Consider the following 25,956-nt stretch of genomic DNA (forward strand, 5'->3'; position numbering starts at 1 on the left):
TTGCATCAGAATGGGTATGGAGTTTGTTATGGGGCGATTGGAACTCGATACGAAAGATCGGCAGTTGCTCGATCTGCTCCAGCGGGATGCGCGCCAGTCACTGGAAACCCTTGCCGGTGAGGTCGCGCTCTCCGCGCCAGCCGTCCAGCGCCGGATCAAGCGGTTGCGCGAAGCGAGGGTGATCGAGCGCGAGGTCGCGGTCGTAGACCCGGCTGCCGTTGGCCTGCCCATGACGTTCGTGGTGATCGTGGAACTCGAACGCGAAAGCGCGGACCAGATCGATGCCTTTCGACGGAAGGTGATCGCGGAACCGCAGGTCCAGCAGGGTTACTACGTGACGGGCGAAGGGGATTTCGTGATTGTCGCCGTTGCGCGGGATATGGATGATTTCGAGGCGGTCACCCGGAAGCTGTTCTTCGATGACCCGAATGTGCGCCGATTCCGGACGTCGGTTGCTATGGGGAAGGCCTTCCGGTCTTTGAATGTGCCGGCCGGATACGCGGGGACGATCGCGGGGCAGGATCCGCCCCACGGATAGCCCCCGGACCTTCGACCTTGCGGCAACGGCGATCGACGGTTGTCGTCAGAATCGATAGAGGACGTTCGCCTGCAGTGATTCGGTGAGATCACGGATCACGTACTCACCACGGAGCTGTACGCGCGGTGCCAGATCGATGCCGACGCCGCCACCGGCCATGAGACCGTCATCGTCGCCGAAATCAGCCCCGAAGCGGCCAACCAGATCGACATTATCCGCGACCGGGAGGCTGGCCACGCCGGTGGTCCAGAGGCCGGAGATGTTCTCATCGCCCCGGAAACCGCGTCTGGGTCGGTCGAAATCACCGGCATCCTGGTAGCCGACCTCGAGCGCCGTGTCCGCCTGGCCGAGACTGAACGGGAGTTCGTAACCCACAAACACCTGGGCGCCGGTGGAATCTTCACCATGGAGATCATTGGTACTGATCCCGCCGCCCGCGTAGAACCGGTCGGCTTCGAGTTCGGCTGCGTTCGCGATCGTTGGTGCCGCCAGAACGAGCGTGACTGCCGCGATGGTGATGCGACTGGACTTCATGACAACCTCCTTGCGGGGGAACAGGGGGTATCCGGGCGGGCCCGAGGCGTACGGGGAGGGGCGAACGGCCGCGCCCGGATACGTCGGCACCGTGACAGGAAACCGACCATCCGGACTGTGAAGAATTTCACGCAGCGAACGGTGATGGAGCGACGTTACACAGCCGTAATCGCGGAGTAATGTGGCGGTTCATGTGTCGCAGCGCGCGGGTGCGCGCTGCTCAGAACATCCGATCTTTGCGGCGGCGCCACGGAATGCGCGTCACGATAATCCCGAAGAGAATGCCGCCGAACAGCACGCCGGCACCGATCATGAACCATTCACGGCGACCCCGTTCGGCCAGTGCCTCGGTCTCCGCGCGCAGGCTCTCGACGCGCTGCGCAAGTTCATCGTTGCGTTCCCGCAGGCGCTCGTTTTCGCCGCTCAGCTCAAGGCCCCGCTCCGCTTCTTCAAGGCGGGCCTCGAGTGATTCCTTCTCCGCGGTCAGGCTCTCGATGCGCTCCTGCGCGGATTCGTGATCCGTGCGGGTCTGTTCGAGCGTTTCCTCGAGCTCGGCGATGCGCTCATTCGCGTCCTGAAGGTCGGCACGCACCGTTTCCAGACGGTCGGCGGCAATCGGCTGCTCGGTCAGGTACTGCGAACGCACCCAGCCGGTTTCGTTGTTGGCGGTGCGGACCCGGGCCCACTCGCCGGACGTCTCCAGCGTTTCCAGCCGGGTGCCGGAGCCGATCACCTCGATGATCCGGTACTGGGTGCCGGCCCCGGTGCGCACACTGATCCGCAGCTCGTCGGTGACGTAGCGGGTCGCGCCGAAGGCGGCGCTCGTCGTGAGGACGAGTACGGCGGCGATGGCCGCGCACGAATAACGTTTCAAGTGATCACTCCGCCAGCCGGGCAGGACAGTCCGTCTGTTCGCGGCACCGGCTGCCGCCGCGACAGGCGCCGTAGCATACGCCCGCTTGGCCGGACGGCCAAGACCGGAGAGGCGGCCCGGCGAGGGCCATGTTCGCGGATTGGGGAATGGTTCACACGCTCCGCGCCGGATTCCGCCTGAGCGCAGCAAGGGCGGTGTGGCTGCGGAGGGCCGGGAGTGGCGGCGAAATCGGGGCCTCGCGCGCCGCAAACCGGTACCATGCGCATCCGCTTCGTTGTCCGCGATCCAGTGGGCATGGACGCGCAAACAGGGGGAGCTCGAGACACCATGAAACCCGGCTTCTGGCGTGATCGCTGGCAAAACGGCGAAATCGGTTTCCACCGCGACGACGTTCATCCGGCGCTGGAGCGATTCTGGCCAGCGGTGGCGGGCGGGGCGGCGACGGTCCTGGTACCGCTGTGCGGCAAAACGCTCGATATGCGCTGGCTTGCGGAGCGGGGCCACACGGTCACCGGTGTCGAACTGGAACGCCGGGCCGTGGAGGCCTTCTTCCGTGAGTGGGGCGTTGATCCGCGTGAGCGCGAGCGCACAGATGGCCTCGTTGAGCTCGTCGGTGCGGGGGTTCATCTGGTGCCCGGGGATTTTTTCGCCTTTCGGCCCGATATCGCCCCGGACTGTTTCTACGATCGCGCGGCGCTGGTCGCACTGCCCGAATCGATGCGCCCCGACTATCTGGCTCATCTCGCGCGGTGTGTGGCGCCGGGGGCGCAGGGGCTGCTGATCGCGTTCGAATACGATCCCGCCGACATGGATGGGCCGCCGTTCCCGGTGACCGAGGCCGAGCTGCGCGCGCAGCCCTGGTTCGCGGTCGAATGCCTCGATCGGCGCGATGTCACGGCCGAGAACCCACAGCTTGTCGACCGTGGAGCGCGCGGACTGCGCGAGGCCGTTTACCGGATGACCCGGTTTGACAGGCCTCGGGGCACGGGATAGCTTCCAATAGCCCCGGGTCACTCCCACCCGCCCTGGATCCGCGATGCCGCCATCTTTTGAAAGGGGCGATCTGATCGGTCGGTACGAAGTCGTCGCCCTCCTGGGCGAGGGCGCGATGTCGCGCGTATATCGGGCGCACGATCCCGATATCGGCCGTACCGTGGCGATCAAGGTCCTGCGCGACGAACTGCTCGCCGACAGCGCCTATGTGGCGCGTTTTCTCCGCGAAGCGCGCTCGGCCGGGGCGCTGGTTCACCCGAATATCGTCACCGTGTTCGACGTCGGCGAGGTCGACGGGACCCCGTACATCGCCATGGAGTGCGTCGAGGGCGAGCCGCTGTCCAGACGCCTGCGGAGCGGGCGGCGGTTCAGCTCACGCGAGGCCGTTTCGATTGCCCAGCAGATCGCCGATGCGCTCGACTTCGCCCACCGCAACGGGGTGGTACACCGCGATATCAAGCCGAGCAACGTGCTGTTCACGGCCGATGCAGGGCGCGTGAAGCTGGTCGATTTCGGGATCGCCCATATCGATGCGACTGACGACGCGGAGCGTACCCGCACGGGCGCGATCATCGGCACGCCCCGGTATATGTCCCCGGAGCAGGCGGCGGGTGGCGAGGTGGGTCCGCGCTCGGACCTGTTCTCGCTGGGGGTGATTCTCTACGAGATGCTCGGCGGCAAGTGTCCGTTCGATGCGCGCAATACCACGGCCCTGTTGCTGCAGATCACGACGAAGGATCCGCAGCCGATCCGCAAGCTGGCGCCGGAGACGCCGGTCGGCACCGCCCGCATCGTGGGCCGCCTGCTGAACAAGGAGCCGGGAAGAAGGTTCCAGTCCGGTGCCCATCTGGCGGCCGCACTGACGAAGGAGTACGACGCGCTCGCCGAGCATGAGGTCGAGCGCAGGCGCAACCGTCGGATCCCGCTGAAAGTACAGTGGGCCGGCGGCATGGGCCTCATTCTCACGGTGGTCATGGTGGTGACGGCGCTGTCGGTGTACCACCTGCAGCGCGAAGAAATCTCACGCGTCATCCTCGACTCCGGCAGTTCACTGGCCCGTTATGTCGCGTTCGACGTGGCGACGCCACTGCTGAGCGAGGACTGGACGACCCTGCAGGCGATCGTCGAGGACGCCAACCGGCGCGAGACCTTCCATTACCTGATCGTGAGCGACCGCAGCGGGATCGTGCGGGCCGCGACGGATCCCTCCCGGGTGGGCGCTCCGCTCGCTCTGCCAGGCGAGGTCCGCGAAGCGCGCTCGGTTTCGGGCACGGAAGTCGCGCGGGTCACGTTGCCGGACGGGGAAAGTGCCCTGAATTTCTCGGCGCCGTCCCGGTTCCAGGATCAGCGGGTGGGGATGGTGCACCTGGGTCTGCCGCGTTCCGGCCTCGACAGCGTCATGGCCCGCACGCGTTGGCTTCTGGCCGCCCAGGCGGCGATCACGATCACGAGTGTGATCGGCCTCCTGTATCTGTTCGGCAGCCTGATCGGGAGGCCGATCGAGCGGGTGCGGCGGGCGATGGCGGATCTGGCCGCCGGTGACACGGCGACGCGGATATCGGTGACGCGGCGGGATGAGTTCGGCGTGCTGTATCGCGCGTTCAATGAAATGGCGGAGCGGGTCGAACGGGATCCGGACGGGACCCTGTGGTCCTACCCCGGTGCCGGCGGGAGCGAGGACGATCGCACGCCGCGCCCGGGTGGCGTCGAAAGAACGGACGATGGCGGCGCGCGCGGTATCGACGATACGGATGATGATGACGCCACCACGGTCGTCAACGAACCCGATCGCGGACGTGACTGAGCAGAAAGCGCTCGGATCTTCTTTCTACCGGCGATGCAGCATCGACCGCCCGTGATGTGAGCGGCGTAGGGATCGGCGGACCCGGCTCGGGATCACTCACCGGTGGCGGTTTTCTCCTCGCGCTGGATTCGATCCAGTTGCTGCTGCAGCGCCTCGGCCCGGTCACGGTAGCTGAGGCAGTGCTGGTGGTCGGTATCCATCTCCAGCACGCGTCCGCAGTACCACAGTGTCCGATCGAGATCCTGTTGCTGAAAGGCGATCGTCGCCTTGCGGTAATAGCGGCGGATCAGGGCGCGGTCGGAGTCCGACAACGGGGCGCCCGTATCGGTCTGTTCATCGGCGGTCGACCCGTCGTCGTCACTGTCCCCGTCGCCTTCGGCGGTACGCGATACAGGCGTCCTGGTGTCCACGGTCCCGGCGGAGTCGTCGATCCCGGATGGCTCATCGATCCCGGATGAGTCATCGATCGGGTCGTCGGCGTCCGGCGACCCCATCTCCGCGATGCGCACCCCGCTTGCATGCTCGGTCAGCGGGATGCGGATCAGTTGGCCTGCGGCGACCCGGTTCGGCGCGGCTATGCCGTTGTAGCGGGCAAGGGCGAAAAACTTGAGTGGGTCGTCCAGGTAATGGCGGCTGAGAGCCGAAAGTGTCTGTCCCGCACGCAGCCGGACATTGAAATGATCGTCCGGGAAGTAACGGTGGATCGGCCGACGGATCTGCTCGAGCATATGCTTTGACCGCTCCGCATAGCCGGGTGTATCCCGCAGGTCCTCGAACAGTTCTTCCGCCTGCCGCTCCTCGCCACTCCCCAGCATCTTCAGCGCCATATGCCAGCGTTCACCGGGCGACTCGGTTGCCGGGAGGATGGTCTGATCGACGACGGCACCAATACCGCTGCAACCGCTGACGACAAGCATCAGCAGCGCCACTGCGGCCGGGGCACCGGGCAGTCGCCTCAGCGCGCGCATGGTGTCCGGGATGTCGATGAATGATGCGGACGCATGGCCCGTTGGCCTCCGTCGTATCGCCGGTTGTCCGTCCAGTCGCTCAGGCGGGCTCGACCACGAATTCCACGGCCTTTGTATGCTCGTCATCCAGGCGACGGCCCAGACTGATCCGTCCGGCACCGATCAATGGATGTTCCGAACGCCGGATGAAATGCTCGCTGCCGTCCGCCTGCTGCAGCCACGTGCCGTTGGTACTCTGGTCGACCAGAAAAAAACGATCGTTCCGGCGCTCGATGCGAATATGCTGGCGGGAGGCCAGCGGTTCGTCGATCCGCAGATTGCACACGCGGTTGCGGCCAAGGACAAGGGCCGTGCGACTGGCATCGAGCACGACCTCGCATTCCCCGTAACGCACGCGCAGCCGCTCCGCCGCGCTTCCCGAGGGATCCAGTACCTGATCCCTGCCCGCCATAAGGGTCAGATCGTCATGCTCCCAGAGCAGTTCGACCAGTTCCACCTCACCCTTGCCACGGATGGTGGCGTAATCGATGAAACGCGTGCTGCGCCGGAATGCGTCCGCGAGCATCCCTGCGGTGGAGCGGGGCAGCACGGTCTGGCGGGCCTTGGCCTGCTGGACCATGCGGGCGGCGATGTTGACCGTGTCGCCGTAGATATCCTCGGTGTCGGCGATGATCGGGCCGTGAAAGAATCCGATCCGGACGGATACCGCGGTCCTTGCCGGGTCATGCTCGTTACGGTCTTCGAGGGCCTCGTGCATGTCGCAGGCCGCCGCCGCGGCGGCATCGGCCGTATCGAACATCACCATGATCTCGTCGCCGATTTCCTTGACGACAATTCCGCCGTGTATTCGCGCGACCCCGGAAAGGGTCTCCAGTACCCGGGTAACGATTTGATGCGCCTCGCTGTCCCCCAGGGTCTCATACAGGGACGTGCTGTCGCCGATATCGGCGAACAGGACGGAGACCTCGGCGGCACTGGACGTCATCGATCTCCCCGGGCTGGCGGTGGGATGCGGTTGCTGGTTGCATTTGCACGGGGCTCAGCGGGCCGCAGCGGTACGACCGGCCGGGAGGCCGGAGGGCGCGGGTGCCGGCTTCGGGACGGACGAACACGCCTGACCATCGCGGATCCCGCAGCGGCGCGCGTTGGCTGAGGGGCCGATTATACTGATCTTCCGGCCGGATCAGTACTCACCCGACCGCTGGGCAGGACTGAAGCCGCCGCGCTCCGCAGGGCGGATTGTGCACAAGTCTGCGGGCGGAGACATCCGTCACGCCCCGATTCGCGCCCGCTGGACACGCACTGGCCGGGTGGGGCATGTTGATCGACCAGCTCAATATGGCCGTGACCATCCCCTCACAGGAGCCATCCGGATGACCGAGAGCCGTTTCACCGAATACCGGGTCGTACATATCGCCGAGGGCGGCTGCGGGACGCTGTTGCTCGGCTCGTCCGGCCTGCCGATGAAGAAGATCGAGGCGGAGCTCAACGCGCTGGCTGCCGAGGGCTGGCAGGTCGTGTTCCAGGTCCTGGAACAGAAACGTTTCTGGCTGTTCTGGCAACGCGAGGCGATGATCGTCACCGTGGGCCGATGACATACCGGGGATTCATGAACGGCGCCAGGCGATATTGCGCGCGTGTGATTCGGCCGCGGCGCGGCGTGCTGCGGGCCATCGAGGCCTACAGGAAAAGTGGCGGCGGCCAGCGCTGGTTCGGGATCGACTGCAATTTTGAACCGAGCTGCTCCGCCTACGCCGAAGAGGCGATCACCCGCTTCGGTCTGCGCCGGGGTGCGGTCATGGCCTGGCGTCGGATCCGGCGCTGCCGCGCGCGCGACAGTGTCTGCAAATGCCTGGAACCCGTACCGGAACGGGGGCTCCATGCTTGATTGGCGCGCCGTCGAGGCCGAGGAAGACCGCCTGCGCGCCGCGGCGGCCGGATTGCCCGACCAGGAGCGGGCGGCGTTTCATCGGGAAGCGCGGCGCCGCCTGAAAGATCCCGATACCTATGCCGTGCTCAACTGGTTTTTCATCGTCGGGTTGCACCATTTTTACCTGGGCCGCCATGGTCGCGGGCTGCTGGATGTCGGACTGGTGGCGGCCGGTATCGGACTCATGGTCGAAGGTCACGTGCTCGCTGGACTCGGGCCGATCCTGGCCGTGCTCATACTCGAACTGGGGGCCCTGTTCCGGTCGCAGGTGATCGTCCAGGACTGGAATAACCGTATCCAGCGCCAACTGCTGCGCGCGTATGGCGCTGATCCGGATGCATCGGCGGCGGATCCGGGCCACAATCGCTGAGTGAGACCAAAGACCCGTGTCCGGGATGCGCAACCCGGCACATCAAGCCAAACGCACAGGAGTGGAATCATGCGCGGATCGTGGATCGGACTGGCCCTGGCCCTTCTCCTCGCGCCCGCTGCGTGGGCGGGCGAGGGCATGGTTACACTGAAAAGTGCGCACGATGTCGAGACGACGGCGGATCGACTCGTGGCCGCCCTCGAGGACAAGGGCATGACGATCTTCCGGCGGGTGGACCACGCCGCGGGTGCCCGGGAGGTCGGGCAGGAACTCGGTCCGACCGAACTGGTGATATTCGGTAACCCGAAGGTCGGCACGCCCTTGATGCGCTGCGGGCGAACGGCGGCCATCGATCTGCCGCAGAAGGCCCTGATCTGGGAAGACGATAACGGCGAGGTATTCCTCGCGTACAACAATCCGCGCTACCTCGCGCAACGTCACGGGATCGAGGGCTGCGAGGAGGTGATCGGCACGATCGAGAAGGCGCTGGCGAATTTCGCCCGCGCGGCGACCACCGACTGAGAACGACCCTGGGCAGGCGGCCGGAACGGGTCGTCTCAGCATCCATCGGATGATGCCGGGGCGCGGGGCGGTTATCGCGGCCCTTTGCGCGGGAGCGGATTATGCAGGTGTGGGTTGATGCGGATGCATGCCCCGTCGCCATACGGGAGATCCTCTTCCGCGCGGCCGAACGCCGGGAGATCGCGCTCACGCTGGTGGCGAATCAGCCCATACGCACGCCCGCTTCGCGCTTTATCAACTCGGTACAGGTCGCGGCCGGGTTCGATGTCGCGGACAACGAGATCGTACGTCGCTGCGCCCCCGGCGACCTCGTGATCACGAGTGATATCCCGCTGGCCGCGGAGGTCCTGGACAAGGGGGCCCATGCGCTCAATCCACGCGGCGAGCGCTACTCGCCCGAGACGATCCGCGACCGCCTCAATATGCGCGATTTCATGGAGACGCTGCGCGCCAGCGGGATCCAGACCGGTGGCCCGCCGGCGATGAGCAAGGGCGACCGGCAGGCATTCGCCAACAGTCTCGATCGCTTCCTTACGCGACACGCCCGTCCGGGCTGAGCAGGGATTTTTGGGCCCCGCGGTGGTCGCCACCCGCACGGCCAACCCGTTCCCGCTATCCTCTTTACCCGCTTTTGGACGCACGCCGATCTCTCACGGGCCGTGTGGGCAGGGCAATCCAAGGCCAATCAGGATTGATTCTCATTTGCGGTGAAGGTAGCATCCGCAAACGCGAATTATTCGCAATTCCTTCCCCCGATTGCCAACCCAACCACACCCCCTTCCGGGAGAACAATAAATGCATAAGCGTTCGCTTGTCTCGCTCGCAGTCGCGGGCTGTCTGGCACCCACGTTCGTATCCGCCGAGGAAGCGGCTGCGCTCGAACCCATCAGCATCATCGGCGATTCCGAAGATGCCCGACAACTCCCGGGCTCTGGTTATGTCGTCGACAGCGAGCAGTTGGACACGGAGGGCACAACGGACATCCATCAGGTACTCAAGACCGTTCCCGGCGTCTACGTGCGCGAGGAGGAAGGAGAGGGCCTGCGTCCCAATATCGGCATTCGGGCCGCCACGGCGGGTCGCAGCAGCAAGGTGACCCTGATGGAAGACGGCGTACTGATCGCGCCGGCGCCGTACTCGAATCCGGCGGCCTATTACTTCCCGACCACCGCCAGAATCTCGTCGATCGAGGTGCTGAAGGGCGCGCCCCTGCTGCGCCACGGGCCGCAGACCACCGGTGGCGTGATCAACCTGCAGTCCACGCCAATCCCCACGGAGAAGAAGACCTACACCGAATTCGTCACGGACGAGCGGGGTTCCACGGATCTGCACGCCTGGCACGGCGATTCATCGGGGGACTGGAGCTGGCTGGTCGAGACTGCCCAGCGCGATGGCGCCGGATTCAAGGACATCGACCGCAGCAACCGCGATACCGGTTTCGAAATCCAGGATTACGTGGGCAAGGTTCGCTGGCAGGGCGATCGCCAGAGCGTTCGCGTGAAAATGCAGTATTCGGAGGAGACCTCCAACGCCAGCTATCTGGGTCTGACCGATGATGACTTCGACAACAATCCGAACCGTCGTTACGGCCTGTCGAGTATCGATCAGATGAACAACAAGCACTGGGGCATCGACCTGACGCATGTGTTCGAACTGACGGATGCGGTGCAGACGACCACCAAGCTGTACCACAACGATTTCGAGCGCAACTGGTTCAAACTCGATGGTGGCGGTCAGTACGTCGACGCGGCCAATGCCGGCAACGCCAATGCCCAGGGTATCCTGGACGGCACGGTCGATGAGACCGGGCTCGAATACAAGAACAACAACCGGGCCTATGAATCCGAGGGCGTCGAGGTCAACTTCGATATCGATCTCGGGGACCATCAACTGCAGACCGGTTTCCGGTATCACGAGGACCAGATGGATCGGTTCCAGCCGGTTGACGTCTACGACCAGGTCAACGGCTCGCTGGTGTTCCAGTCCACGAACGCGCCTACCGGCAGCAACAACCGGTTCGAGACGGCGGAGGCCCGCAGTCTTTGGCTGATCGACAGCTGGCAGGCGACTGCCGACCTGAACGTCAATCTGGCACTCCGTCACGAGGACGTCGAAACGAGCCGTGTGCAGTATGCGGACGCGTCCCGTAACAGCGTCGATGAAACGCGCTCGAACGACTCTTCCGAGTGGCTGCCCGGTGCGTCTTTCACCTACGACATTTCCAACCAGTGGCAGGTGCTGGGCGGGGTGCACCGCGGATTCGCACCGCTTGGCGGTGGTGCCTCCCGGAACGAGGAGCCGGAGACGAGCAACAACTGGGAATTCGGCGGGCGGTATTACGGTCCGGGCAATCTCTTCGTCGAGGCGATCGGCTTCTACAGCGACTTCTCCGACAAGACCGAGAATTGCTCGGTCGGGTCGCCATGCAGTAATGGCGCGACGTCCGGCACGTTCAAGACCGGAGAAGCCGAAGTGCAGGGTCTCGAGTTCCAGCTGGGCAACCGCTTCTCGAAGGGTGACTTCCAGATCCCGGTCGACGTGACGTACACGTACACCGAGGGCGAGATCAGCGAGGATAATGCCGCCTCCGGCCTGAACAACGGTGATCAGCTACGGGACATCCCCGAAAACCAGTTCAGCCTACGCGCCGGGCTGGAACATGCCGGCGGCTGGGACAACTACGCCATCGTGAAGTACATCGACGAGATGTGCGTATCGACCGGTTGCAATAAGACCGGCACCGATCTGGACGAAACGGAGTCACTGACCGTCGTCGATTTCGTCAGCCGTTACCCGCTGCGCAAAGAGACCAATGCGTTCCTCCGGATCGAGAACGTGTTCGATGAGCAGCGGATCGTTTCCCGGCTCCCGGACGGGGCGCGCCCCAACAAACCCCTGACGGTGTCGGTGGGGCTGACACACGAGTTCTGATCGGATGACCGCGGCGGAATCGCCGCATCGGAGTAATGCGGCCGGGTCCGGTATCGGATCCGGCCGCATGCGTTTCGGCATGGTCGGTCGATTGCAGTCGATCACAGTAGGCCGGCCTTCGCCCGGAATGAAATGGAGGGCGAATGCCGGCACAGCGTTTCCATGGTCGATGGTCCGCGATCATGGGAACCGGGGGCGGCATTGCCCGGCGCCGATCGCCTCGAGGCCAGCCCCTCAATCGATTGCCCGGCAAGCCGTAACGCCTCGCATCACTCCAGAAGGACACGCCGCCACTCACTCAGCAGGCGGTCTTCCGTCCACCCGGAAACGTCCGGCGGGGCAGGCGCGCCGTGTTCCAGCCATGCCTCGAGTCTCGCCACAAGCGGTTGCAACTGCCAGGCAGGATAACGGTACTCCGCCGGATACTGTTCGGGATAACAGAGGGCGTCCGGCACCAGTGGCGTCGCACCGGCGCTGACCGCTTCCAGCATTGCCAAGCCCTGGAACTCGTGGCGAGCCGTACTGATCGCGATCCCCGCGCGTCCAAGCAGCTCGCGGTACGCGGTCGCCTCCACCCGCCCGTCCGCGACGATCCGGTCCGCCAGCCCGGTACGGATCCGCCCGAGTGCCGGTGGAGCGGCGCGCGGGCGAGCACCGAGCAGCGCGAGCCGGAAATCGATCCCGGCCTCCGCGAGCTCGAGCACGGCGTCCGCGAACAGGTCCGGTTCCTTGTCGTATTCCCAGCGGTGGTTCCAGACGATCAGGCGCGGGTCGCGCTGCGGGGCCGGTTCGATCGGCGCGATCGGCACCGGGCAGACGGTCGCCTTCGCCGCGAGCCGCTCACGGATCCCCGCGGGCACCTGGTCCGGCATCCGCTGGAGCAGGCCGTCGACGCCCTCGAGGAAAGTGTCGCGATTGAACGCGGAATTGAACAGCAGGCGCTGCGCCGCCAGCGCACCGTAGACCTGCACGATCTGGGGTTCGACGGACTTCACCTGCTGCTCGCTGACGGGATACGCGAACTGGTTCTCATGGAAGTAATACCAGGCGGGGACGCCCGCCAGCATCGGATGGAGACCGCGGAGCGTGGCGAGATCGACCATAGAGGTCGCGAGAATACGCTCCGGCGGCTGCTCCGGCATCCGGTCAAGCCAGGACAGCGGGTTGCCACGAATCCGCCAGCGGAAATGGCGCCCGGGCAGTTCCAGGCGCTGCCATTGGATCTCTGGATACGTCCGCACCAGCCAGTCGGCCCAGGCGCGATGGCTGTCGGCACGGTAGGCCGAGAGGAGCAGGATCGAGCGTTGAATCAAGGGGATACCCGGTAGCGAATGGCTGCGATGTCCGCGTGTTATCGTGTGATTGGTTCACGCGCGATGTCCGGCGAAGCGCCACTGCCGGCGCTCTCCGGCGTGCATTCATGACAACAATGGAGGACAGGAACGATGGCGTTCGCTCTTTCCGACATGCAGGTTACCAGTCCCGCGTTCGAATCGCGTGGCCCGATCCCGAAACGCAACGCCGCCGACGGCGACGACCGCTCGCCGGAACTCGCGTGGTCCGCGCCGCCGGACGGCACCAAGTCGCTGGCGGTGATCTGCCATGACCCGGACGCCCCGCTGGTCACGCCCGGCACTTATGGTTTCGTCCACTGGGTGCTGTATAACCTGCCCGCGTCGACGACCCACCTGGCGGAAGCCACGCAGGAAGGCACCGTGGGCGGCAACGACTTCGGCAACATGGGCTATGGCGGACCGATGCCGCCGGAAGGCCATGGCGTGCACCACTATTTCTTCTGGGTGATCGCGCTCGACCGGGAACTCGATCTGGAACCGGGGCTGACGATGTGGCAGTTCCTGGAGCGCGTCGAGCCGCATATCCTTGGCATGAACCGGATCGTGGGGACGTACGAGCGGGGCTGATCCCCGGCGCATGGTGCCGGCGCGCTACGCCGGTGCCATGCCACGCACGGTACCGGTGCAATGGCCCCGGAGGACCGGGCTTCAGCGCTCTTCGTCGAGGCTCTCCATGCTGAGCCCACTGGTATCGATTTCGGCCGGTGGCGGCGTTTTGCGCTCGCTCAGCGGGCCGGCGTCGGCAGCGGCGAGACTGAGTCCGCTGGTGTCGATCTCGGGAGCGGGCTTCCCGTCGGAAGCGGTGAGCGGGGCGTCCGATGTGTCGATCTCCAGGCCTTCGAACGAATCCGGCACGGCGAGATGGACCACCGTATGGTTGGGATCACCGGCGGCGGCGATCGAGCCGGCATTGCGACCCGATGGAGTCGGTTCCGGGCGCGTTGCGCTCCGCTCTGCAGCCGGCTCCGCCGGGGCGGTCGTGGCGGCGCTCGCGTCCGGCGTTGCCGGGGCGGAGGCGGAGGACGACCCCCGCACTTCGCAGGCGGCGCCGGCGCGCAGGAATGCCTGTTCGAGCTTGCGGGCAGTGCTTTCGTCGATGTTCTTCTTGACGACGACCGGCTTCCCGCTGAACAGCGCCTCGACACGCTCGGGCGGCATCCGGAACAGGTTCCCCAACTGCTGTTTGACGACCTCCACCGGCTGGTCGCCGGTGATCTCGCCGCGGAAAACGACCTGGAATTCTCCTTCCGCCATCGGCGTCTCTCCCGGCCACCGATTCCACCGGTGGCATCCGGCCCGTCACGACGGCAAGCTTACCACGGAGCCGCAGAACGCTGCCGCACCCAGCGGGCACGGACGTCGGCTGACTGCAAGGAGCCGTTTAGATGTTTGGCAAAACCCTGATCGTGCTGGGAGTCCTGCTGGTCGTGACCGGCGTGATATTGCTCTATGCACCGTGGCTGGTCAGCTGGTTCGGGCGCCTGCCCGGTGATATCCGGATCGAGCGCGACGGTGGCAGTGTGTTTATCCCGATCACCTCGATGGTGATCGTGAGCCTCGTCGTGTCCCTGATCCTCAATATATTCTTTCGCCAGTGACCGCCCGCAGCCAGCCATGTCGGGCGCCGGGGAGGCCCGCCCGTGACTGACTGGCAGGAAGGGCTGCGCCTGCTGCATCTGCTGGCGGCCGCCGTACTGCTGGGACTGCGCCTGGGTGGCGGCTGGTATCTCGCGCGGGCCTTGCGCAGTGGTGATCCGGCGGTCATCACGAATGTCGCGCGTGGCGGCGTGATCGCCGAGCTGATCCTGACGACACCAGCCGTATTGGTCCAGCTGCTGACCGGCCTGGCGCTCGCGGATGGGCTCGGCCTGACCCTGTCGACGCCATGGCTCGCGGTGGCGCTGGGCGTTTTCATCCTGGTGGGCCTGCTCTGGTTGCCCCTGGTCTGGATCGAGTATCGGATCGCGTGCCTCGCGCGGGCTTCGGCCGCGGGCGCCGCGCCGCCGCAGGCGATGCAGCGGTGGGCTGCGTGGTGGCACGTCATCGAGTGGGCGATGCTGCTTGGTGTGCTCGCACTGTTCTGGCTGATGGTGTATCGCCCGGCATTGATCTGATCGTCGACTCGCGCCGATCGGTTTACCCCCGGGTCCCGTCCCGGTAGTGTTTACATGACCGCCGCGGAGACGGCGGTTCGATAAGGATTCATCGATGACTCAGGGAGGCAACATGCTGATCAGCAACATGGAGATCGTGCCCGGTAAACGGGTCAAGAAGCATCTGGGACTGGTCCAGGGCAGCACCGTGCGGGCGAAGCATGCCGGTCGTGACATCATGGCCGGTCTGAAGAATATCTTCGGTGGTGAACTCAAGGGCTATACGGATCTGCTGAGCGAGGCCCGCGACGGGGCGCTCGAACGGTTGTCGGAACAGGCCGACTCGATCGGCGCGAATGCGGTCGTCAATGTCCGCTTTTCCACCTCGGCGATTGCGGCCGGTGCCTCCGAGATCCTCGTCTACGGTACCGCGGTCGTGCTCGAGGATATGTGAGCCATGATCGCCGAAATCGTCATCTTCCTCGTATTGCTGCTCCTGGGCTTCGGCTTCGGGCGGCTGGCGGAAAAGCGTCATTACCGCCGGATCCGCGAGCGTGAAGACGCGTACCGCAGCCTGATCGTCGTGCCCGGCCGGGTGCTGCCGAGCCAGTATGTCCATCACCAGAGCCGGCTGGTGCGCGGCAACGTCGTCATCTCGGTGGACTACTTCAAGGTCGTGGTCGCGGGTCTGCGCAATCTGGTGGGCGGCCGCGTGGCAACGTTCGAGTCGCTGCTCGACCGTGCCCGGCGCGAAGCGATCCTGCGCATGCAGGCCCAGGCCCGCGAATGCGGTGCCGATGCGGTCTACAACATGAAATTCGAGACCAGTCGGGTATCCGGCAATGCAGGCCAGTCGGTCGGTTCGGTCGAGGTGCTGGCCTACGGCACGGCGTTGATACCGCGCGCGGGATGACCGCGCCGGACGGCAATCCGCGACCCCGGGAGGGCATCAACAGCACGGAGACCAGCGGTCTCGGCGAGTTCGCGATCCTGGTCTGTGGGCTCGGGTGCGCTGCCGTGGCGCTCACGGCGATCCTGACCCTGTCCGTCGGCTGGCTCGCGCCGTGGATCCCGTTCTCCTGGGAGACGGCGGTCGCCGGCGATGTCGATCCGGCGGGGGAGACGGAGCACCCGCGCGCGGAAGCGGCCCTCCAGGAACTGTCGGAAGAACTCGCGCGGCATGCGGAGCTGCCCGCGGGCATGCGGGTGCGGATGCACCTCAGTGACAGTGAACAGCCCAATGCGTTCGCCACGCTCGGCGGTCACGTGATCGTGACAAGAGGGCTGCTGCAGTCCGTGTCTTCGGAGAACGCGTTGGCGATGGTGCTGGCGCACGAGATCGCACACGTCGAGCACCGGCATCCGATTCAGGCGCTTGGACGCAGCGCCGTCGTCAGTCTGGTCTGGGCCGTACTCGCGGGGGCGACCGGCCAGTCGGCCGTGCAGGACGTGCTCGGCAACGCGGGCCTGCTGACCATGCTGGGGTTCAACCGCGAAATGGAGCGGGTCGCGGACCGCGATGCCCTCGCGACGCTGCGTGCACGCTACGGCCATACCCGTGGGGCGGCCGAATTCTTCCGCACCCTGCAGGCCCGCCGGGGCGGCGAGAGCGCGGAGTGGACCGGGCTGTTCCAGACCCACCCGCGCACCGCGGAGCGGCTGCAGACGATCGCCCGCCGTGCGGCCGACACATCGGACGCCGCGGTTGAGCCGTTGCCCGAGCCCATCGCGGCGCTTGCCGAGCCGGGGTGAACACCCGATGACTGCGGTCTCACACGCGCCGGGTGCCGTAGCCCGGTGACCCGCGGCGTTCGCGGTTATCGGGCGCGCATGCCTATACTGGTCGCGCGTCCCGGTCAGGAGCAGGCCCATGAACCTCGAACGCGTCGTTTTCGGTTTCTTCAACATCCTTGCACTGAGCCTCAACTACGCGTTCGTGGCGGGCGGTGTCGAGACGCCCGCGCACCACAATGTCTGGATTCTCACCCTCGCCATCATCATCAATCTGGTCGCGACCGGCCTGAAGCTCGGCGATCGTTCGCAGACGGGCGCGCTGCTGCTGGCATCCGGTCTGGTGGCCGATCTGCTCCTGATCGCCGCCCGTGTGGTCTGGATCGTCGCCGAGCCGGACGGCGGCGGTGGACCGGCACCCGGGCAGATGGCGGATATCGTCTCGCTCGCGACCGGCGCGCTGGTCGCGAATGTCGTCGCCACGGCCATACTCGTCGGCGATACGCTGCTGTCGCGGCGTTAAAGAGACGGAAATCGACCGCCGCGGGGGCATACGGGATCCGGGGCAGGGCAATGGGGGCCTGAACGCATGACGCCGACCTCCGATCTCGATCGCGTGACGATGATCGTCCTGCGCTATATGCGCCGACCGCTGTTTGCGCTGCTGGCCGTGTACTCGGTCGGCATCGTCGGTATGGCCCTGATACCGGGCACCGTCGTCGATGGCGAGACGACATATATGAACCTCTTCCACGCGTTCTATTTCTTTACCTACACGGCCACTACGACCGGCTTCGGTGAATTGCCGAACGGTTTCAGCGATGAGCAACGCCTGTGGACGATCTTCTGTCTCTACACGGGCGTGATCGCATGGTTCTACGCGATCGGGTCCCTGATCCGGTTGTTCCAGAATCCGCATTTCATACAGGCGCTGGATGAGTTCCGTTTCTCCCGCAAGGTCCAGGGCAATAAAGAGCCTTTTTTCATTCTGTGCGGCTTCGGCGACACCGGCAGTCTGCTGGCCCGCGGCCTGAGCGATCACCGGATGCGTGCGGTGATCCTCGATTCGGATCCGGAGCGGATCAAGGCGCTGGGAGTACGTGATTATGCGGTGGCGATGCCGGGCCTCTGTGCGGATGCCAGCGCACCCAAACACCTGCTGGCTGCCGGGGTCGACCACGCGGCCTGTCGCGCGGTCGTCGCGCTGACCAACGATGACGACGTCAATCTCAAGATCACCGTCATGGCGCGGCACCTGAATCCGCGGCTGCGGGTCATCTGTCGCTCGACCTCATCCCGTCATGAGGCGAGCCTCCGTTCGCTCGATAACGTCACGGTCGTCGACCCGTTCGAGATCTTCGCGCAGCTTGTCTGCCGGGCGGTCGCACGCCCCGAGCTGCACAACCTCAACGCCTGGCTCGTGGGCGCACGGGGCGTTGAGCTGGGTGCGCCGGTGCGGGTCCCGGAGGGCGACTGGATTCTCTGCGGGTACGGCCGCATGGGGCACTGGATCCACCATCATATGCAGGCCGAGGGGATCGGTGTACGGATTATCGATCCGGATGTGGACGAGAAGGCCGATACCGTCGGCGAGGGCGCGATCGTGATCCGGGCGCACGCCGATCGCGCGGCCCTGCAGGCGGCGGGTATCGACGATGCCGCGGGGATTCTCGCCGGGACCAACCGCGATGCGGACAACCTCAGCACGCTGCTTGCCGTCGCCGAACTGAACCCGGATGCTTTCTGCATCGTCCGCCAGAACAGTCACGAGAATCAGGTGGCTTTCGATGCCGCGCGCGCGGATCTGATCCTGCAGCACAGCCTGACCACGGCGCGCCGGATCCTCAAGCTGTTGATCTCGCCGCTTGTCCAGGAACTGCTTGACTGGCTCGCCGATCGCGAGCCGGCCTTTACGGAGGCGCTTGTGGACCGGCTGCGTGCCGTGCTGGGGGCGGAGCCGCCGCATCTCTGGTCGGTTCGGCTGGTACGGGAGGAGGCCGAGGCGGTGACCGAATATCTGGACACCGAGCGCGTGATCCCGCTCGGCGCGCTCTGCCGCGATCCGCGTGCATTCCCCGAGCAGCTCCCCTGCGAGGCGCTCGCCATCCGCAGGGCAGGTCAGGCGATCATGTTGCCGAACGCGGATTTCCCGCTCGCAGCTGGTGACGAGATCCTCTTCTGCGGTATCTCGTGGGTGGAGCACATGCTGCAGGCCACGCTTCAGAATCCCTATACGCTGCGGTATGTGGTAACCGGTTTCGACGTGCCGCGCGGGTACGTGTTCGCGTGGTTGCAGGGCGAGCGCTTGCCAAAAGCGCGACGATCGCATTGATTGTCAGGCCACCATGGCGAACCCGGCGCGCCGGACGTCCGGGTATCGAATTGTGCGCAATCAGGTTACGCTGTGCCGATTCCAGCGGACCCCCGGATCGATCCTTCGATCCCGCCCCATCATTCCGGTCCGCCGTCTATCGTCAATCCGGTTCCAAAGGAGTCAAGCATGTCGCAAGCGCGTGCCTACGGTGCACAATCGCCGTCTTCGGGCCTCGCCCCCCTGAACATCGAGCGGCGCGAGCCCCGCCCGGACGATGTCGCGATCGAGATCCTCTACTGCGGGGTCTGTCACACCGATATCCATTTCGCGCACAACGACTGGGGCTTTACCGAGTATCCGCTGGTCCCCGGCCATGAAATCATCGGCCGCGTGACCACGACCGGCTCCGGCGTATCGGGTTTCCGTGAAGGAGATATCGTCGGTGTCGGCTGCATGGTGGATTCGTGCCGTGAATGCAGCGCCTGCAACGATGGGCTTGAGCAGTACTGCCTCGAAGGCTGCGTGGTCACTTACAATGGGCACGATCGCCACGATGGCAGCACCACGTACGGCGGGTATTCCGAATCGATCGTCGTCAGCGAGCGCTTCGTGGTGCGGGTACCGGACGCCCTCGATCCCGCCGCCGCGGCCCCGCTGCTGTGTGCGGGCATCACTACGTATTCGCCGCTGCGCCACTACGGCGTTCGCGCCGGTCACCGCGTAGGTGTGGTCGGCATGGGCGGGCTGGGCCACATGGGCATCAAGTTCGCCAAAGCGCTCGGCGCCGAGGTGACCGTGTTCACGCGCTCCGACGCAAAGGTGGAAGAGGCCCGCCATCAGGGGGCCGACCGCGTGGTGGTCTCGTCCGATCGCGAGCAGATGAAGGGCATTGCCGGGTACCTCGATTTCATCCTCGATACGGTGCCGGTGCAGCACGACCTGAATCCTTATCTCACTGCACTTAAATATGATGGTATGCATATCCTGGTGGGCCTGCTCGAACCCGTGGAGCCGCCGCTCAACGCGGGCGCGCTGGTCGCGCAACGCAAGGTGCTCGCCGGCTCGCTTATCGGCGGCATGCCCGAGACCCAGGAGGTGCTGGATTTCTGTGCCGAGCACGGCATCGCCTGCGACGTCGAGATGCTCGATATCCGCAATATCAACGATGCGTACGAGCGGGTGCAGCGCAGTGACGTCCGCTACCGTTTCGTCATCGATATGGCGACACTGCGCGACTGAGGCGGGTCATGGGTCGTAAAAAGCCGCGGCGGCTGGCACCGGAACAGGCCCCGCGGCTGGATGTCCGGATCGACGACCTCGACCACGAGGGTCGGGGGGTCGGGCGGGTCGACGGCAAGGTCGTGTTCGTCGACGGTGGCCTGCCGGGCGAGCGGGTCCGTGCCCGCTGCACCACTCGGGCGAAGCGTTTCGACGAGGCGGTCGTAGAGGCGTTGCTGGAGCCGTCGGCGGAGCGGGTCGAACCGTTCTGTCCGGTATTCGGGCGGTGTGGCGGTTGCACCCTGCAGCATCTCGCCCCGGCGGCACAGCTTCGCCAGCGTGAGCGCCGGGTCCATGAGCAGCTGACGCGAGCCGCCGGCGCGGCCCCCGCGCAATGGTTGCCGCCGCTGACGGGGCCGGACCGGGGGTACCGTACGCGGGCACGATTAACGGTCCGGTATGTCCGCCGCCAGGGCGTACTGCTCGGGTTCCGCGAACGCGGCGGCCGTCATGTCGTCGACACCGACGCCTGCGCCATTCTCGATGACCGTCTCGAACGGCTCATTCCGCAGCTCAAGACCCTGATCGCCTCGCTGGACCGGCCCGAGCGGGTATCCGAGCTGGAACTGGCGGCCAGCGATGGCGATACGGTTGTTGCCTTCCAGTACGCCGGCGCGGTCGGCGAAGCGGACCGGGCACGCCTGGCGCGTTTCCAGGACGAGGCCGGTGTGGCGATCGAACTCGCCGGCGGCGCACGGACGGGACCACTCGATGCGGCGCGCCCGGCCGATGCGTATTACGCGCTGCCCGATGAAGACCTCGTCCTGCGGTTCGCCGCGGGCGATTTCGTACAGTCGAACGCCACCGTGAACCGTGCCCTCGTCGGGCGCGCGATGGAACTGCTCGCCCCCGAGCCGGGCCAGACGGTACTCGATCTCTACTGTGGTATCGGCAACTTCAGCCTGCCCGCCGCATCACGCGGCGCGGCCGTCACGGGGATCGAGGGCGATGCCGGACTCGTGGAGCGCGCCGCGGTCAATGCGCGTGCCAACGGGCTCGCCGAGCGCACGGATTTCCAGCAGGCGGACCTCGCCGCCGCACCGCTGGCTGACTGGCTGCAACGGCTGAATCCGGCCGCAGTGCTGCTCGATCCCCCGCGCGCGGGCGCACCGGAAGCCGTTACCGCACTGGTGGCGCGACCGCCGCGGCGCATCGTGTACGTATCGTGTGATCCGGCGACCCTCGCGCGCGATGTCGGGCGCCTGACGGGCGAGGGCGGCTACTGTCTGCAGGCCGCCGGTATCGCCGACATGTTCCCGCACAGCGGGCACGTCGAGGCCATCGCCGCCCTGGAATCCGTCTGAGCCAAGGCACCGGAACGTTTCTTTGCAGCCGACGTTATTGGCACCCGCCCGGCCGTGGCGAGAGAAAACGTCGAAATCCGGTGGGCTCGTCCGTGCGGTTTCGGCATTCCACCCGTCCGTCGGCCGGCGAACGCCGCCCGGACGCCAGTCTATTGTCAGGCCGGTCGCAACCAGGCAGCTTGCCACTGGCACCGGCTCCGGTGCGCCGCCGCCAACGCGAACGCGAGGTCAACTTGCAGATCCCGGTCCGGGCGATCGTCATCGCACTGATCCTGCTGCCGCTCGAAAGCGTGGCCGACGCCGTTGCGATCCCCTTGAGCGAGCGCGGCGCCTCGACGCTGTATGTCGAGGTGGATGTGCAGGGGGCGGGTTCGCGTGATTTCCTGGTCGACACCGGCTCCAGCTATACCAGCATCGGAATGGAAACGCTCGACATACTCGAAGCCCGCGGGATGGCGACCTTCGTGCGCCGCGTCGGCGGGACAATGGCCGATGGCAGCCGGCGGTATGTGCCGATCTACTCGATCGATGGACTGACGGTGGGCGACCGTTGTCGACTCGACGACGTCAAGGTCGTGGTGCTGCCGGGGCGCGGACGACCCATCCTTGGTGTCAACGCGTTACGCCGGCTCTCCCCGATCACCTTCTCGATGGATCCCCCCGCGCTCGAGCCAGGGCGGTGCCGTGAAGGCGCCCCGTCGGACGAGCGGACCGCCTCGTCGGACGGCTGATCAAGGACGCATCGCGGCGCCTCGGTCAGCTGGACACGGCCTCCCTGCCACCGGATTTTCAGTCACTGCACGGGAACTGTGCAGCGCCCGCCGGCGTAAGTAGAAATGGATGCGTACTTCCTGCGGGCGACGGCCGGGCCGCTTCGGTTACCTGAAGCGGTCCGCCACGGGCGAAGCCGCGTCCATGGCGTCGCCAGGGGGAGAGCGGCAGAGTCGTTTTCGGAGATTGCGAGCATGGGATATCAGAAGCGGGCGCGGTCACTATCGGCAATGGCCGTTGCCCTGCTGTTGACCACGGGGACGCTGATCGCGGCGGACGAGGGCGATGAGATGGCCGCTCCGGCCAATGGGGATTCGATGTCGATGGAGGGCGAGTCGACTGTAGAATCCGCCGGCACCGCAGCCGGTCGGGAAGCGGTGGATATCATTGGCCGCGATGTGCTCGATCAGCAGAGCGAGCGGATCGGCACCGTATCGAACGTGTTGATCGGGCCCTCGGGCCGCGTCGATGCGGTCGTACTGCGTACCGGTGGCGTGCTGGGGCTCGGCAGTCGCGAATACGAGGTCCCCTGGGATCGGATCGCGATGAGCCCGGACGGACAGAATGTCATGGTCGGTATCGCCAAAGACGATGTAGAGACGGAATTCAGCGCGTTCGAGGTAAAGGCCGCGCCGGAACCGGCGGTGGTCGAGGAACCGGCGAGCGAATCGGAGGTCGGCGAATAAACGATTACGTTGCGGGTCGGGTCGAGCGGCGGTGCCACGCGAGCGGTACCGCCGTTTTCTGCCGGGTCAGGCCGCGGTGGTGTCCATCCCGAGCAGCCCGCGCAGGGCTGCGCGTCCCCGCGATATGCGCGACCGGACGGTGCCAATGGGTATGCCGAGGATATCCGCCGCCGTTCGATAATCCAGTCCATGGAGCGTGACCAACTGAAGTGTCTCGGCCTGTTCGGGCGGAATCCGGCGAAGGGCACGATGCACGGCAAGCAGATCCAATCCCGCCTCCGGGGTTGAGGCCGGTGCCACGAGATCCGCGGGGAGCCGCGCGCCGCGATTCTCCGGTGTTCGTCGACGCCGGGCGGACACGTACAGGTTATGCTCGATCCGGAACAGCCAGGGGCGCAGACGCGTGGCCGGGTCCCATTGGTGTTCGCGCCGCAGTGCACGCTCGATACAATCCTGGACCAGATCTTCCGCCGCATCGGCATCATGGGCGAGCCGAAGTGCATACCGCCGCAGGTGCGGGATTTCATCCACGATCGAGTCGCGTAGAGCGATCATTGGTGGCCAACGGTAGCGCGTCGGCACCGACGGGCCGATCTGCCCTGATATATAGACCGTGGCGGCATGGCCGCCAAGGCGCGCCGGCACCACGCCCATCTCCCGACGGGGGTGAATGTGCCCGGGAGCGGTTGACGGCGCCCACGGATGCGTCGGCGCCTCGGTTACGCCCAACGCTCAGCGATAATGACGTTCACTCCAGATGAACGTGACGCCATCGATGTTCAGGCCGATGCCGCTGCGGTAACTGTGGTGGCGGCGCGTGTAGAGCCCACCATACGGCCGGTAGTGACGATAACCGTGACCCCGATACCCGTGGCCGCGATACCCGCGGTAATGGTCGCGTTTCCAGTGATGCTTTGCCTTGCCGCGGTAGCTGCGCTTGTGCCCGCCATACCGGTGACTGCGGTGGATCTCGCGTTTGCCACCGTGGCGGTAGTGTTTCGCGCCCTTTCGGTGGTCGCGCTCGTACTGGTGCGCGCCGTGACTTTTGTCGGCCCATCGGCCATGGCGGTCACCGGCTTCGGCGGCCGTGACGGTGCCGAGTCCTACAGCGATCGCGATCGCCAGTGCTGTTGCCGTTGTCTTCATGGCGTATACCTCCTCGTCCAGGCGGCGACGGACGTGTCGCCCTCCAGTGGCGCCGAGTATCGCGAAGGCGGGCTGAACGGGAACTGAACGGTTCGTTCAGCCTCGATTAAGCCAGCGCCGGATACCGTGTCTCCCGAAAGTGCGGGAATGGCCCGCGCGAGATGGGAGGAACGCGCAATGAAAATTGGCGGATTGCTGTTGGCTCCGATTCTGGTTCTGGGGCTCGCACTGGCCGCGGCGCCGGCAACGGCGGGGGACTATGACGACTATGACGAATACGATGACCGTCGCGCGTACGACGGCGAGGCGTTTTATGTCGATGCCCCGGTTGTCGAGGTACGCCCGCTGATCCGGGTCGTGGAGGTCTCCGATCCGCGCCGGGTGTGCTGGGACGAAGAGGTGGAGCGCATCGTCCATGAGGATCGCCGCGGTCCATCGACCGGAACGCTGGTCGGGACGGTCATCGGTGGCGCGATTGGCCACAATGCCTCGAAAGGCCGTAGCCGGATGGCCGCGACCGCCGCGGGCGCCGTCCTCGGCGCGGTTATTGGCCGGGATATATCGCGGGCGCATCGGGGACCGCCTCGACGCGTGATCGACACGGAGCGCCGTTGCGAAGTCGAGCGCAACGTGCGCGAGGAGGAACGGATCGAGGGTTACCGCGTTTTCTATCGCTACGCCGGTCGGACGTTCGAGACGCGCTCTCACCGTGACCCGGGTGACACGATTCGGGTGCAGGTCCGTATTACCCCCGGTACCTGAACGTGAATGCGGCCGCGCGGGCAGTACAATGGGGTCCGGGCGAACGGGACGGTGGAGCGAATGCGCGGCAGGACGGGGTGGATGGTGGCGGCGGCTTTCGCCGTAATGATGCTCGGGACACCCGCGGTAGCGGGTAACGTGGACCTCGAAGGCGTTCAGCTGGTCCAGCGCGATGATCTGATCTCGCGTGATCGGGCCGCCGATATCGCCCGCTCCCGAACGGGCGGGCGGGTGCTGCGGGTCGAGCTGCGCGATGGCGATCGACCGTGGTACCGGGTCCGCGTGCTCATCGACGGCGAGCACGTGCGGAGTGTCGCGGTGGATGCCCGCAGTGGCCGGGTGCGGCGCTGACGCGGGAGAGGCGGCATGCGGATCCTGATCGCCGAAGACGATAGGGCGCTGCAGACGGAGATCGCCAACGCACTGCGCGCGCATGGATTCGCCGTCGATACGACGGGGGATGGGGAAGAGGCGATCTGGTGCGGCAACGAGTATCCCGTGGATGTAGCGATCCTCGACCTCGGGCTGCCGGGCCGCAATGGGCTTGACGTGCTGCGGGCGTGGCGCGATGCGGGACGGACCTTCCCGGTGTTGATCCTGACCGCGCGCGGGCGCTGGCAGGACAAGGTAACCGGCCTCGAGGCGGGTGCGGACGATTATCTCGTCAAACCATTTCATATCGAGGAGGTGGTCGCGCGCCTGCGCGCCCTGGTCCGGCGCTCGACCGGCTGGTCGCGCCCCGTGATCGAGGCCGGCCCGATCGCGATCGATACGACCGCCCAGACGGTGACCGTGGAGGGCCGGCCGGTCCTGCTCACGGCCTATGAATATCGTCTGCTGGAGTATCTCGCCCTGCACGCCGGTGAGGTCGTCTCCAAAACGCGCCTCGGCGAACATATCTACGCCGAAGAGATCGAGCGGGACAGCAACGTCCTGGAGGTCCTGCTGACGCGACTGCGGCGCAAACTCGATCCGGACCGGTCGCTGGAACCGATCGAGACGCTGCGCGGACGTGGTTACCGCCTGCGCCTGCCCGTGGCCGGAGACTGAAC

General features: G+C 65.9%; 32 protein-coding genes. 24 read left to right on the forward strand and 8 right to left on the reverse strand.

The genetic code is table 11. From position 1 onward, the window contains the following. The first annotated feature begins 28 nt into the window (after positions 1-28). Positions 29-538, forward strand: coding sequence for an Lrp/AsnC family transcriptional regulator (locus A0W70_RS09025; protein WP_070989011.1), 510 nt, complete (start codon positions 29-31; stop codon positions 536-538). Between the two features lie 45 nt (positions 539-583). Here A0W70_RS09025 and A0W70_RS09030 read toward each other — a convergent pair whose 3' ends face one another. Both A0W70_RS09030 and A0W70_RS17000 read right to left on the reverse strand, forming a co-directional pair. Then, entirely contained in the window at positions 584-1,072 is a 489-nt protein-coding gene (locus tag A0W70_RS09030) for an outer membrane beta-barrel protein (RefSeq protein ID WP_070989012.1), read from the reverse strand. 220 nt (positions 1,073-1,292) lie between these two features. Then, positions 1,293-1,946 (reverse strand): TIGR04211 family SH3 domain-containing protein, encoded by a 654-nt coding sequence (locus tag A0W70_RS17000; protein ID WP_070989013.1) that lies wholly within the window; start codon positions 1,944-1,946, stop codon positions 1,293-1,295. A 327-nt stretch (positions 1,947-2,273) separates the two neighbouring features. Between A0W70_RS17000 and A0W70_RS16770 the strand changes: the two genes are divergently transcribed. Further along, the gene (locus A0W70_RS16770) at positions 2,274-2,939 is read left to right on the forward strand and encodes a thiopurine S-methyltransferase (RefSeq protein ID WP_070989014.1); all 666 of its coding nucleotides are present in this window, start codon (positions 2,274-2,276) and stop codon (positions 2,937-2,939) included. 43 nt (positions 2,940-2,982) lie between these two features. Further along, positions 2,983-4,743, forward strand: coding sequence for a protein kinase domain-containing protein (locus tag A0W70_RS09045; protein WP_070989015.1), 1,761 nt, complete (start codon positions 2,983-2,985; stop codon positions 4,741-4,743). Between the two features lie 92 nt (positions 4,744-4,835). On the opposite strand, the gene A0W70_RS09050 is transcribed toward A0W70_RS09045, so the two are convergent. Beyond that, positions 4,836-5,711, reverse strand: coding sequence for an outer membrane protein assembly factor BamD (locus A0W70_RS09050; protein WP_070989016.1), 876 nt, complete (start codon positions 5,709-5,711; stop codon positions 4,836-4,838). A 79-nt stretch (positions 5,712-5,790) separates the two neighbouring features. Beyond that, entirely contained in the window at positions 5,791-6,696 is a 906-nt protein-coding gene (locus A0W70_RS09055; RefSeq protein WP_070989017.1) for an adenylate/guanylate cyclase domain-containing protein, read from the reverse strand. A 388-nt stretch (positions 6,697-7,084) separates the two neighbouring features. Between A0W70_RS09055 and A0W70_RS09060 the strand changes: the two genes are divergently transcribed. The 6 genes from A0W70_RS09060 to A0W70_RS09085 all read left to right on the forward strand — a co-directional run bounded on the left by A0W70_RS09060 (position 7,085) and on the right by A0W70_RS09085 (position 11,464). Further along, positions 7,085-7,306 (forward strand): DUF4177 domain-containing protein, encoded by a 222-nt coding sequence (locus A0W70_RS09060; RefSeq protein ID WP_070989018.1) that lies wholly within the window; start codon positions 7,085-7,087, stop codon positions 7,304-7,306. A gap of 44 nt (positions 7,307-7,350) precedes the next feature. Continuing rightward, the gene (gene yidD / locus A0W70_RS09065) at positions 7,351-7,599 is read left to right on the forward strand and encodes a membrane protein insertion efficiency factor YidD (RefSeq protein ID WP_245675845.1); all 249 of its coding nucleotides are present in this window, start codon (positions 7,351-7,353) and stop codon (positions 7,597-7,599) included. Continuing rightward, positions 7,592-8,011, forward strand: coding sequence for a TM2 domain-containing protein (locus tag A0W70_RS09070; protein WP_070989020.1), 420 nt, complete (start codon positions 7,592-7,594; stop codon positions 8,009-8,011). Before yidD ends, A0W70_RS09070 begins: the two co-directional genes overlap by 8 nt. Positions 8,012-8,080: 69 nt before the next feature. Continuing rightward, positions 8,081-8,533, forward strand: a complete 453-nt coding sequence (locus A0W70_RS09075; RefSeq protein WP_070989021.1) for a DUF302 domain-containing protein — start codon at positions 8,081-8,083, stop codon at positions 8,531-8,533. Between the two features lie 101 nt (positions 8,534-8,634). Continuing rightward, positions 8,635-9,090, forward strand: a complete 456-nt coding sequence (locus A0W70_RS09080; RefSeq protein WP_070989022.1) for a YaiI/YqxD family protein — start codon at positions 8,635-8,637, stop codon at positions 9,088-9,090. Between the two features lie 238 nt (positions 9,091-9,328). Beyond that, positions 9,329-11,464, forward strand: coding sequence for a TonB-dependent receptor family protein (locus tag A0W70_RS09085; protein ID WP_070989023.1), 2,136 nt, complete (start codon positions 9,329-9,331; stop codon positions 11,462-11,464). A gap of 269 nt (positions 11,465-11,733) precedes the next feature. Here the strand turns inward: A0W70_RS09085 and A0W70_RS09090 are convergent, their stop codons facing one another. Further along, complete coding sequence (locus tag A0W70_RS09090) at positions 11,734-12,783, reverse strand: tRNA-queuosine alpha-mannosyltransferase domain-containing protein (protein WP_070989024.1); 1,050 nt, start codon at positions 12,781-12,783, stop codon at positions 11,734-11,736. Positions 12,784-12,909: 126 nt separating this feature from the next. On the opposite strand from A0W70_RS09090, the gene A0W70_RS09095 reads away from it, so the two are divergent. Continuing rightward, positions 12,910-13,386, forward strand: coding sequence for a YbhB/YbcL family Raf kinase inhibitor-like protein (locus A0W70_RS09095; protein ID WP_070989025.1), 477 nt, complete (start codon positions 12,910-12,912; stop codon positions 13,384-13,386). Between the two features lie 81 nt (positions 13,387-13,467). Here the strand turns inward: A0W70_RS09095 and A0W70_RS09100 are convergent, their stop codons facing one another. Further along, the gene (locus A0W70_RS09100) at positions 13,468-14,073 is read right to left on the reverse strand and encodes a hypothetical protein (protein ID WP_070989026.1); all 606 of its coding nucleotides are present in this window, start codon (positions 14,071-14,073) and stop codon (positions 13,468-13,470) included. Between the two features lie 131 nt (positions 14,074-14,204). On the opposite strand from A0W70_RS09100, the gene A0W70_RS09105 reads away from it, so the two are divergent. The 11 genes from A0W70_RS09105 (at position 14,205) to A0W70_RS09155 (ending at position 22,996) form a co-directional block, all read left to right on the forward strand. Further along, positions 14,205-14,417 (forward strand): DUF2905 domain-containing protein, encoded by a 213-nt coding sequence (locus A0W70_RS09105; protein WP_070989027.1) that lies wholly within the window; start codon positions 14,205-14,207, stop codon positions 14,415-14,417. Between the two features lie 42 nt (positions 14,418-14,459). Beyond that, the gene (locus A0W70_RS09110) at positions 14,460-14,933 is read left to right on the forward strand and encodes a DUF2269 family protein (RefSeq protein ID WP_083330899.1); all 474 of its coding nucleotides are present in this window, start codon (positions 14,460-14,462) and stop codon (positions 14,931-14,933) included. 112 nt (positions 14,934-15,045) lie between these two features. Continuing rightward, entirely contained in the window at positions 15,046-15,366 is a 321-nt protein-coding gene (locus A0W70_RS09115) for a YbjQ family protein (RefSeq protein WP_070989028.1), read from the forward strand. 3 nt (positions 15,367-15,369) lie between these two features. Beyond that, positions 15,370-15,825, forward strand: a complete 456-nt coding sequence (locus A0W70_RS09120; RefSeq protein ID WP_070989029.1) for a YbjQ family protein — start codon at positions 15,370-15,372, stop codon at positions 15,823-15,825. Further along, on the forward strand, positions 15,822-16,664 hold the full coding sequence (locus tag A0W70_RS09125) for a M48 family metallopeptidase (protein ID WP_070989030.1): 843 nt from the start codon (positions 15,822-15,824) through the stop codon (positions 16,662-16,664). Before A0W70_RS09120 ends, A0W70_RS09125 begins: the two co-directional genes overlap by 4 nt. Positions 16,665-16,782: 118 nt before the next feature. Next, a complete protein-coding gene (locus A0W70_RS09130) occupies positions 16,783-17,166 on the forward strand; it encodes a DUF6394 family protein (RefSeq protein ID WP_070989031.1) in 384 nt (127 codons plus the stop codon). A gap of 66 nt (positions 17,167-17,232) precedes the next feature. Then, on the forward strand, positions 17,233-18,975 hold the full coding sequence (locus tag A0W70_RS09135) for a potassium channel family protein (protein ID WP_070989032.1): 1,743 nt from the start codon (positions 17,233-17,235) through the stop codon (positions 18,973-18,975). Between the two features lie 168 nt (positions 18,976-19,143). Further along, positions 19,144-20,196 carry an NAD(P)-dependent alcohol dehydrogenase gene (locus A0W70_RS09140; protein WP_070989033.1) on the forward strand — a complete coding sequence of 351 codons (1,053 nt, stop codon included), beginning with the start codon at positions 19,144-19,146 and terminating at the stop codon, positions 20,194-20,196. 8 nt (positions 20,197-20,204) lie between these two features. Then, complete coding sequence (gene rlmD, locus A0W70_RS09145) at positions 20,205-21,539, forward strand: 23S rRNA (uracil(1939)-C(5))-methyltransferase RlmD (RefSeq protein WP_070989034.1); 1,335 nt, start codon at positions 20,205-20,207, stop codon at positions 21,537-21,539. A 233-nt stretch (positions 21,540-21,772) separates the two neighbouring features. Next, a complete protein-coding gene (locus A0W70_RS17005) occupies positions 21,773-22,270 on the forward strand; it encodes a retropepsin-like aspartic protease (RefSeq protein WP_175443093.1) in 498 nt (165 codons plus the stop codon). Positions 22,271-22,504: 234 nt separating this feature from the next. Beyond that, positions 22,505-22,996 carry a PRC-barrel domain-containing protein gene (locus A0W70_RS09155; RefSeq protein WP_175443094.1) on the forward strand — a complete coding sequence of 164 codons (492 nt, stop codon included), beginning with the start codon at positions 22,505-22,507 and terminating at the stop codon, positions 22,994-22,996. 66 nt (positions 22,997-23,062) lie between these two features. Here A0W70_RS09155 and A0W70_RS09160 read toward each other — a convergent pair whose 3' ends face one another. Beyond that, entirely contained in the window at positions 23,063-23,644 is a 582-nt protein-coding gene (locus A0W70_RS09160) for an RNA polymerase sigma factor (RefSeq protein ID WP_217495421.1), read from the reverse strand. Between the two features lie 84 nt (positions 23,645-23,728). Beyond that, positions 23,729-24,142 (reverse strand): hypothetical protein, encoded by a 414-nt coding sequence (locus tag A0W70_RS09165; RefSeq protein WP_070989036.1) that lies wholly within the window; start codon positions 24,140-24,142, stop codon positions 23,729-23,731. A gap of 177 nt (positions 24,143-24,319) precedes the next feature. Here A0W70_RS09165 and A0W70_RS09170 point away from each other — a divergent pair, with 177 nt between their 5' ends. The 3 genes from A0W70_RS09170 to A0W70_RS09180 are packed head-to-tail and all read left to right on the forward strand — an operon-like array spanning position 24,320 to position 25,954. Continuing rightward, a complete protein-coding gene (locus A0W70_RS09170) occupies positions 24,320-24,904 on the forward strand; it encodes a glycine zipper 2TM domain-containing protein (RefSeq protein WP_070989037.1) in 585 nt (194 codons plus the stop codon). Positions 24,905-24,964: 60 nt separating this feature from the next. Next, on the forward strand, positions 24,965-25,255 hold the full coding sequence (locus A0W70_RS09175; RefSeq protein WP_175443095.1) for a PepSY domain-containing protein: 291 nt from the start codon (positions 24,965-24,967) through the stop codon (positions 25,253-25,255). A 15-nt stretch (positions 25,256-25,270) separates the two neighbouring features. Beyond that, a complete protein-coding gene (locus A0W70_RS09180; RefSeq protein WP_070989039.1) occupies positions 25,271-25,954 on the forward strand; it encodes a response regulator transcription factor in 684 nt (227 codons plus the stop codon). Positions 25,955-25,956: the final 2 nt, after the last annotated feature.

This window comes from Halofilum ochraceum (genome assembly GCF_001614315.2).
GTDB lineage: Bacteria > Pseudomonadota > Gammaproteobacteria > XJ16 > Halofilaceae > Halofilum > Halofilum ochraceum.